Raw genomic sequence first — 5,650 nt, forward strand, 5'->3', positions numbered from 1 at the left:
GCAACAGCCATGGTTGGATACGGAGATGTTAGTTTGTACGTCAACTACGGATTAACCCGCGTATTCGAAAAAGGAAAAGGTCCGCAGCTGTATCCTGTAACTGCAGGTATCATGCTCAATTTCTAAGCACAAGCCCGTTCTTTTCATAACGCAACAAAGTAGAGAGCCGAAGACCCTGGGGAAACCCGGGGTTTTTGGTTTAAAATATTTCAGGTGTTTATTCGTCAACATAAGGTATAGCACTATATTTTTACCTCATGATAGAGTCTGCACGCATTTTTAATGAGATTGTGAACGAACGAAGAGCCGTTCGGAAATTTCATCCCACCGATTATGATCCGGAAGCAGTTACACGAAGCTTATCCAGAGCTCATTTAGCTCCCTCCTCTTCCAATATGCAACTCTGGGAATTTTACAGGATTTCTGATCCCGAAAAATTAAAGTTGCTGTCGCATTATTGCATGGACCAAAACACCACGAATTCGGCAAAAGAGATGATCGTAGTAGTGGCTCGTCCTGATTTATGGAAACGCCGTGCAAAAAGCAATTACGATTTTGTATTGAATAATTATGCAGATCGTGAAAGTCACAAAGGCATGAGCACTTTAAACTATTTCAAAAAACTGATGCCATTGTTATACAACAATGATATGTTTGGCATAAGAGGTAGCATTAAAAAAATCGTAGTTCAATCCATCGCTCTATTCAAACCAATGGTTCGCCAGGTCAACCGGACAGATATGCGAATTGTGGTTCACAAATCCGCAGCACTTGCAGCGCAAACTTTTATGCTGTCGATGTCGGCAGAAGGACACGATACATGTCCGGTAGAAGGGTTCGACAGTTTAAGGGTAAAAAAAATGCTGGGACTCCCTTGGCGTGCAGAAATCAATATGGTGATTACTTGCGGAAAACGAATTCCCGAAGGCATTTATGGCAAACGATTCAGAGTGCCGGAAAGTGAAGTGATTTTTCAGGTGTAGTTAACGCCCCATATACACCTTTTCATTCCGCGTTGCAGAAATTACTTTTCCGCTTACGGCATCCATCGTCATGATAAATTCTATACCATAAGGATATTGCTGCAATTCGCGATTGGAATAGGTCCAGATAAACGATTTTCTTTTTGCATCGTATGAAAAATGCAAATTCCCTTCGCGTTTAAATCCATTGCCTTGTTTTTCCTTTCCTGTTTGCATCACCTGGGATGAAGAAATTATTGAACATGATTTCCCGTTTTTAGAACAATCGGGTAAATAAGCAGAAATCGGATAAAGCAACTCCAATTTTTTTGCATCAAATTCCAACTCGAAAGAATAACTATGATCCGTAGCAGGAAACAGACGAAAAAATACACGGTAATTCATTTCAGAGGGGGCCGAATTAAAATACACGTTATCGTAATAATGCGGATAGCGATAGGAGGTGTCTACAACACTGAAATAATTTTTTCCCAAACGTTGCTGCACGATGTCGATCGCTTTATTTTTTAAATCCCTGGCAAACTGATTGGGATTATCCAATGGGGGACGACCTTCGCCTACCAGACTTTTAAGGTTGTATTGTCCAAACACACCCGACGCAGTAAACAGCAGAAAAAATAAAACCAGATTTTTCATTATTCACCTCACACAATAATCATACCTCAATAAAAAATCCGCCCTCATTGCTGAAGGCGGACTCTTTCTCTTGCTTGCGAATTACTGACGTACAAATCGTACGCTTTGTAGAGAATTGCTGTTTAAATCTCTCACGCTAAGAATATAAAGTCCTGCGTCGAGCGATGATACATTCAAATTAAGTTTGTTGCTTCCATTATTCAGGTTAGCATTTTCCACCAGAATTACTTTACCAAGTATATCGCTTACTACAATTTCAGCTTTGGTAGAAGATAAACTTTCAAGATTAATATTCAATTGTTCCTGAACAGGATTAGGGAAAGTGTTTAATCCGCTGATGCTGGTCAATTCTTCAACACCTAAAGCTGAAGTGTGAACTACATTTAAAGTAAATCCGCTACGGTTATTGTTATTCCCCTGGAACGGAAGGAAAGTTATAGTGTCGCAATAGGTATCGTTACACATAAATCCGTCGCTGATGGTTAAACAAATCACGTAGGTGCCGTAGTTGGCATAGAGGTGAGTAGGGTATTGACCAGTTCCCACATTTCCGTCGCCGAAATCCCAGGTGTAGGTCATGCCAGCGGTATAGGTGCTGTTATTTGCAAGATAAACGACATTATTCGTTGAATCTGCCCACCACCAGAAATCGGCAACGCAGAAATTGTTTGCAGGATTAGCAACAACAATGGTGTCGCAAAAAGTAGTTGTGCAGTTAGCAGATGTAATCGTTAAGCAGGCATAATATGTTCCGGGTGTAGAATAATAATGCATGATCCATGATCCGTTACCACTTGTTGCGGTTGCTCCATCGCCAAAATCCCAGTTGTAGGTCCAGCTTGGATCATAATTATCCGCCATCAAATAAAGTAATCCTGTATTGGCAGAATCGAGGTACGTGAAACTTGCATCACAGGTTGCAGGTGTACCGGCACCGCAGATTACAAAATCATCTACCGATGAAGTTACGGTTCCCTGCATATTAGCACGGGTGTGAGTGGTGTAGCTGTTGCAAGAATCTGTAGTGATCCAGATTAATAAATTCGGACCCACCTGTCCGCCATTCGGAATAATCGCCGAGTAATCACCATTGGCATCGGTCACCGCGGTTCCGAAATAACTCAATACCGTAGAGTCGGTGTAAATGATAATGGTGTGGTTGGCAATGGGATTTCCAGTACCCGATTCGGTCACCGTACCGGTGATGGTGAAATCCTGCGCAAATGCTCCGAGCGACGCAACGGTGGCTAAGAGTGAGAGGAAAATCTTTTTCATGGTTGATAGGTATTTATGGTTCATTTTTCGTTTAGCCCTTTTGGACAGTACAAAGATGAACCGAACAAAGCGGAGGATAAAGGCAGATTTTCATAATTTATACTCGTTAAAAGATAGAATAGATAGTTTAATTGACAACTATATACAAATTTACGAAGGCTTGTAAAAAATTGTTTACCAAATACTTGCGCTAGTCATTTTTTTATATTATCTTTGTGGAGATTGAAAATAAATCTTACTTATTCAACGAGGTTTTCGAGGCTTATTAATTGCTTTAATAGGTTAAGAAGCGACAAATAATTTTAATTAAAAATTTGTCACCTTATATAAATAAGATATATTTGAAATGATAAAAGCCCCCGATAAGGGAGCTTTTGGTTAAGAGGTTAAGAAGGCTTACCAAGACTTTCTTTGGTTGATAAGACCAACGGCTTCGACACGGTAACTTTTGCATCAATACCTCCCTCTCGTGACTATCCGCAAGGTGAGGGAAATCCAAACGGATTATTATTTTTGTAATTCACATTAATTATTAACCTTGTTATACCTTAAAAAAACCATAAAATTCTGATTTTTAGGTTAATGGGTGAGTTTTTTATAATTACGTAAAATTACTGTCTAAAACAATTCATTACTTAGACTGATTGATAAATGATGAGGTTATTAACAATAAATTAAATAAACCATTGTTATATTTTCAATACTGTTTTAGAAACGCATTTTAGTTTTTTATTTTAAGTTGATATTATTAATACATTTGTGACCCCTCAAATTACAAGAAATGTCAGCGTCTGAAAAGAAAAAAAAATCAGTTATAGAGATACACTACCAAAAGAATCCCTCGTATAAAATTGTACATGCAGATGGAGTATATGGTGGGTTAACTACAAAAAACTATTTGAATCTTAATTTTTATGCAGAAAGATTCCCAATACCAAAAACTAATAAATTTGAATTTGAGGATCACGAACAAGTAAAATTTACAGAAGACAAGTTGACTGCTAATGATTGTAAAAATGGATTAATAAGGGAAATTGAATGTGGAATATATATTGATATTCAAACGGCAGAAAGTCTAGCAAATTGGATACAATTAAAAATAAAAGAGTATAAACTTATCACTAGTGAATCTAGCAAGACACATAAAAAATGACATCATGTTTTTAGCTGTTAACAACAACAACAACTTCACGTGTGATAATGTGCCTTCATCTCTGGAATTTAGATTGAAGAATTTCAATTATGGTTCAATTGACGAGGGGACTTGCTTTCCAATTTTCAATTTTGGGAATCCCAATATAAATTTAGCACATCCAATTATTGTGAATATTTCATATGTGAATGATGAATATATCGGGTCGATAGATGAATTATCCATTTTTGAATATGCAGATTCATTTGATGAATTAATTGAGGCTGTGAAGGGTTATTTATCTATTCTTTTTGATGAACTATGTACCACTAAAAAGAAATTGTCTAAATCTCTTTCTGAGCAGAAAAAATTCATTTTATCTAAGGCTAATATTTAATCTTTTTTAAAATGAGTTTTAAAGTCTTTACTGAAAAAGAGATTAACACAGCTTTATTAAATAAACTGCCATATAGTTCAATAAAAAAAAATGGCAAGCATCAAATAATTTTTGTAGAAATAAATGGTAAAGTATACACTCATGTAAAAGTACCAAACCCTCATAAAAAGAAAGAATTTTGGGAAAATAAGGCTAAAAATTTAGCCCGTCAGATGTTACTTAATGCTGATGAATATAATTTGTTTATTTCTTGTAAACTTAGAAAACCTGAATACATCGAAATAATTAAAAAAAAATAATTCATTCACTTTAAGCGCACAAATTTCAACTCGTTTTTTGCAAAATCCAGCCATTATAATCGAGTAAATCATTATCACCCGAATCGGAAGCACCGCCTTCCTGGAGGAGTTGCTGACTAATTCCCTTCAGTTTTTCATCCTTACGGAGATTGGAACTGATGCAGGCGCGTTTTAACCATTGCAGCATTTGGTCCTGACGAAAATAGGATTCTTCCAACAACAATTCCGTATACGCTTTTCTGATTTTCGGAATTTGGGATTCGATGTAGTCTGCATCTTTTAATTCGAAACGAATCAGTAATTCCGCAATGAGAATCTTAAGTTGAAAGGCCTGGTCGAAAATTTTAAAATTATCTTCATGCCGAACGCGCACAATTAATTTATTGGCTTTGCGGAATTCTTTGAGATCGAAAAATTGAAGTGCCAATTGAATATCGAGGAACAATCGATTGAAGGTATTCCCAGAAATTTCCGGTTTTTGTAAAGCATCCTCAATAATTTCTACCGCTTTTTGTTTATCGATTACAGCATAATTATTTACCAGCGCATTATAATAATAGAACAAATATTTTTCACGGTGTGATGCGTTGAACTCTTCCATCCCCTTTCCAAGTATCGCAGCATAATGCAAAGAGTCGTTGTATTTTTTATTCTTAAACAATGAGTTCACCAAATACACCAACATTCCCAGTTTGGTATCGTGGTTGTTTTTATCGAATAAATTTTCTTTTGAGAATTCCTTATAGGTCTTTAACAAATATTTTTCGAGCGATACATAATCATGCTGCTGCAATAAAATACGTGATACCGACTGATAGACTTTCATCCGGAACGGAATGTTCTGCATCATTTTCGAACTCTCCGAATAATCCTTAATAATACGGTCGAGCAGTTTTGCAACCTCAACCGTTCCACTACCGAAATTCTG

General features: G+C 36.7%; 7 protein-coding genes. 4 read left to right on the forward strand and 3 right to left on the reverse strand.

The window, feature by feature from the left end:
• Positions 1-257: 257 nt before the first annotated feature.
• Positions 258-983: a nitroreductase family protein gene (locus K1X56_14705; protein MBX7095970.1), complete on the forward strand. Its 726-nt coding sequence runs from the start codon at positions 258-260 to the stop codon at positions 981-983.
• Here K1X56_14705 and K1X56_14710 read toward each other — a convergent pair whose 3' ends face one another.
• Positions 984-1,619, reverse strand: a complete 636-nt coding sequence (locus tag K1X56_14710) for a hypothetical protein (protein ID MBX7095971.1) — start codon at positions 1,617-1,619, stop codon at positions 984-986.
• 81 nt (positions 1,620-1,700) lie between these two features.
• Positions 1,701-2,894: a PKD domain-containing protein gene (locus K1X56_14715; protein ID MBX7095972.1), complete on the reverse strand. Its 1,194-nt coding sequence runs from the start codon at positions 2,892-2,894 to the stop codon at positions 1,701-1,703.
• Positions 2,895-3,675: 781 nt separating this feature from the next.
• Between K1X56_14715 and K1X56_14720 the strand changes: the two genes are divergently transcribed.
• Genes K1X56_14720 through K1X56_14730 form a run of 3 tightly spaced genes read left to right on the forward strand, consistent with a single transcriptional unit; the run spans position 3,676 to position 4,722 of the window.
• Entirely contained in the window at positions 3,676-4,047 is a 372-nt protein-coding gene (locus tag K1X56_14720; protein ID MBX7095973.1) for a hypothetical protein, read from the forward strand.
• A gap of 4 nt (positions 4,048-4,051) precedes the next feature.
• Positions 4,052-4,423 carry a hypothetical protein gene (locus K1X56_14725; GenBank protein MBX7095974.1) on the forward strand — a complete coding sequence of 124 codons (372 nt, stop codon included), beginning with the start codon at positions 4,052-4,054 and terminating at the stop codon, positions 4,421-4,423.
• Between the two features lie 11 nt (positions 4,424-4,434).
• The gene (locus K1X56_14730; GenBank protein ID MBX7095975.1) at positions 4,435-4,722 is read left to right on the forward strand and encodes a hypothetical protein; all 288 of its coding nucleotides are present in this window, start codon (positions 4,435-4,437) and stop codon (positions 4,720-4,722) included.
• 25 nt (positions 4,723-4,747) lie between these two features.
• Here K1X56_14730 and K1X56_14735 read toward each other — a convergent pair.
• Positions 4,748-5,650: hypothetical protein (locus K1X56_14735; GenBank protein MBX7095976.1), on the reverse strand; the 903-nt coding region annotated here is incomplete at its 5' end.

The sequence above is a fragment of the Flavobacteriales bacterium genome (genome assembly GCA_019694795.1).
GTDB lineage: Bacteria > Bacteroidota > Bacteroidia > Flavobacteriales_D > UBA2798 > UBA2798.

Bases quoted from the DNA above. Each gene is read 5' to 3' on its own strand.
- K1X56_14710 (MBX7095971.1), bottom strand. From the start codon at position 1,619: ATGAAAAATCTGGTTTTATTTTTTCTGCTGTTTACTGCGTCGGGTGTG.
- K1X56_14715 (MBX7095972.1), bottom strand. From the start codon at position 2,894: ATGAAAAAGATTTTCCTCTCACTCTTAGCCACCGTTGCGTCGCTCGGA.
- K1X56_14730 (MBX7095975.1), top strand. From the start codon at position 4,435: ATGAGTTTTAAAGTCTTTACTGAAAAAGAGATTAACACAGCTTTATTA.
- K1X56_14725 (MBX7095974.1), top strand. From the start codon at position 4,052: ATGTTTTTAGCTGTTAACAACAACAACAACTTCACGTGTGATAATGTG.
- K1X56_14705 (MBX7095970.1), top strand. From the start codon at position 258: ATGATAGAGTCTGCACGCATTTTTAATGAGATTGTGAACGAACGAAGA.
- K1X56_14720 (MBX7095973.1), top strand. From the start codon at position 3,676: ATGTCAGCGTCTGAAAAGAAAAAAAAATCAGTTATAGAGATACACTAC.